Origin of the sequence: Stenotrophomonas maltophilia (genome assembly GCF_013464915.1) — a bacterium.
Lineage (GTDB): Bacteria > Pseudomonadota > Gammaproteobacteria > Xanthomonadales > Xanthomonadaceae > Stenotrophomonas > Stenotrophomonas maltophilia_AT.
This window is the reverse complement of sequence record NZ_RAVT01000089.1, coordinates 1-2691: the sequence shown is the minus strand read 5'-3', so window position 1 is coordinate 2691 and position 2691 is coordinate 1. Positions and strand designations below refer to the sequence as shown.

The window sequence follows — 2691 nt, the reverse complement described above, 5'->3', positions numbered from 1 at the left end:
GAGAAACGCGGACGTGGATATGCGGCAGAGCAGCAGCTTATCAAGGGCGCCAATGCTTTCCTTGGCTACTCAACGATCGATCAAGTGAATGACCAGATCCTTCGGTTCGATGAGTCATTCATGCGAATCAAGGGAGGGGTGCAGGCAGTCGGTGGTGCGGCTGGGGCAGTAGGTGCAACCGCCGGCGCGGTGGCAACTACGCCCGGTTGTGGGACTGTCGTGCTGTGTGCGGCTCCGGTTGGGCTAGCTGGGGTGGCCGTACTGTCGGCCAAGTCCGGTATGGATGGTCTGGACTCCGCCCTGGGCTCCTACAATTCAGTGCAGGGAAAGAGGGTTCTGGATTCCTTCAATGCTTCAACCTATCAAGGTGATCAGAATCCCTTGGCGGGTGCGGCTGTTTCACTCGTGCGGATGGCTGCCGAGCAGGCGATCAGCCGAGTGGGCGGAAGGGTGCTTGCGCAGAAGGAGCTTCCTGGTAGAGCGGATCGCGTTGTAACTAACACCAATTTGGGGCGAGAGGGGAAAATTGATCCGTCGCGCGCGCAAAAGGGGACGAGGGAGTACGAAATTCTAAATAATCCGCCGCCGAACTCCAAAGTTGAACTCACAAATGGAACGGTCTTCAAGACCAATGGAAGCGGGTTTGTGGAGGAAATAACCTACCGCCCTAACAATATCCCTGGGACTCGCGATGGGCGTCAGACCGCAGTTGGAAAGGAAGGGATTGCAGGTGATGTTGGAGGGCACATTCAAGCTTGTCGCCATGGTGGAACTTGCGATCGCTACAACATTTTCCCTCAGAATTCGAACTTCAATTCGAGCGCATACAAAAAGTTTGAGAATGAAATAACTTCCGCTCTGACGGAGGGTAGGAGTGTCGGAGATGTAACTGTGAAATTTGCAAGATCATCACAGGGTAATGCGAGGCCAGATACGGTTACTGTTGTGTATAGTATTGATGGTAAGATATCCTCGAGAACTTTTAAGAATGAGCACGGTGGTGGTCAATGAGTTGCATTGAAAGGCAGATCGAGATAATTGATTCTCTATATAGGGCGATGGATGCAAGTGCTGAGGATGGTTACACGGATGCTGTGTGTAGATTTCGCTATCTTCCGGAGGAAGATGGTTCTCTTGGCATTGATTCCTCATTCTCCTACACGATCGGTGGCGTTTCCGTATCTGCATTGTTGAATGATTATGGTGATAAGGGTTGTGCTGATTTGGTTTGTGATCTCCATGATGTAATGAGGGAGCATACGGGGGGGGATTGGAGGGAGTTTGATATTGTGATTAATTCCGATAAGACTGTAACCACGCAGTTTAGATATTCTTAGTGGTTTTTGTTCGTGCCATTAGTCTAAAATTTCCAGGATCCTTTGACTCGATGAGGAATTCTTGAAAATCAAGGTGGCAGACGCTGGAGCGAAAATTCTGGCGTAATGACGGAGCTAGTGCTTTCGGTTGAGGGCTAGTCCGTCCTATCGACATCGGCGCCTCCAGCTCCAGTGCGAGTCAGACCAGCCACGACCAGTCGGCGGTGGGCAGCACCATCCGCAGCCAGGTGAAGGGTGACGACGTGGGGCTGGCCGCGCGGGACAGCATCACCCTGAGAATAATGTTGAGTTAATAATTAAAGAATTTAAGTGAGGGCTCCTGTTGAGGAAATACAGGTTTGTCTATGAATACGGGATTTTTGATGGGCTGAGCGCGCTGTCAAAGGTCATTGACGTGCTGCGTGGGATGGGCTATCCCCCTGTGTTCTTTCTGCGCGGAAATGAAGTCGGCCTGAAAGCCATAGAGAGAGAAGTAGTAAAGAGGAAGGTATGGCCAAGTGGTTTGGCGTCAGCTGGATTCGACCTTCGTTTCGGCTTGATTCCGGCATGGGGGCAGTGTTTTGTTCTGATGCAAGAGACGGTGGAACATGATCATGTAGATTTGGATTCGAAGTTCGATCCACTTCTTGGTGTCAAGGGCATGATTCAGGCATGGGTTGCCGACGTGGATTATGACTATTGGCAAAATGCGACCGATCCACTTCAGTATGAAAGCGCTGGTCGAACTCTCTCGGGTCTCTCACTGAAATCCAATGGGCTGCCTCCTCCCCTGGATCAGGTGGAAATAGATACGTCTATGAATCTTGGGCGAAAGGTATTCAGGCAGGGGTATATGGAAGCAGTTGGAAACATCATGTGGTTAGGTGAAACCTTCTGGGAAAAATCTGGTACTTCCCGCTGTCTCAGCTTGTTCATGCTGCAAGAAGCGGGCATGGAAGTATATGAGCTTGGTGGCGTTGATAAGGTCGTTGCGTCTGATGATGTTTTCCGTGATGAATCAACTTCGAAAACCCAGAGCCTCCTCAGGGCAGCGCTTTTTGGCGTGGATTGAGGCCGAGCCGGGCGGTAGTTGAAAATGACGGTCACATCTGCAATACCATGGAGGATTGGCTAGGTCCAACCTGAGATCGCTGTAGGTTGCGAACAAGAACGACGACAGCATCGCGCCTTGTTCCGGCACGGTGGTATTGTTTGATGAAAATGAGCATGCTCTGGCCGATATTGATTTCACGGCCACCATCACGGCATTAGCCGCGCGGGACAACATCACCCTGCGCAGCGAAGCGGAAGACCACACGCAGTCGTCGAAGAACAAGAGCGGCAGCGGTGAGATCGGCTTCAGCATCGGCGCGCA

The 2691-nt window shown here is 51.6% G+C and carries 4 protein-coding genes; all 4 read left to right on the top strand.

Annotated features, from left to right (window positions below; genetic code table 11):
- The coding region (locus D7T59_RS21040) for a DNA/RNA non-specific endonuclease (RefSeq protein ID WP_180853532.1) at positions 1 to 1011 on the top strand (1011 nt) is incomplete at its 5' end.
- Positions 1008 to 1337 (top strand): hypothetical protein, encoded by a 330-nt coding sequence (locus tag D7T59_RS21035; protein WP_180853531.1) that lies wholly within the window; start codon positions 1008 to 1010, stop codon positions 1335 to 1337. The genes D7T59_RS21040 and D7T59_RS21035, both read left to right, overlap by 4 nt.
- Before the next feature lie 322 nt (positions 1338 to 1659).
- Positions 1660 to 2388, top strand: coding sequence for a hypothetical protein (locus D7T59_RS21030; protein ID WP_180853530.1), 729 nt, complete (start codon positions 1660 to 1662; stop codon positions 2386 to 2388).
- A gap of 130 nt (positions 2389 to 2518) precedes the next feature.
- On the top strand, positions 2519 to 2691 hold a 173-nt coding region (locus D7T59_RS21500; protein WP_180853529.1), incomplete at its 3' end, for a hemagglutinin repeat-containing protein.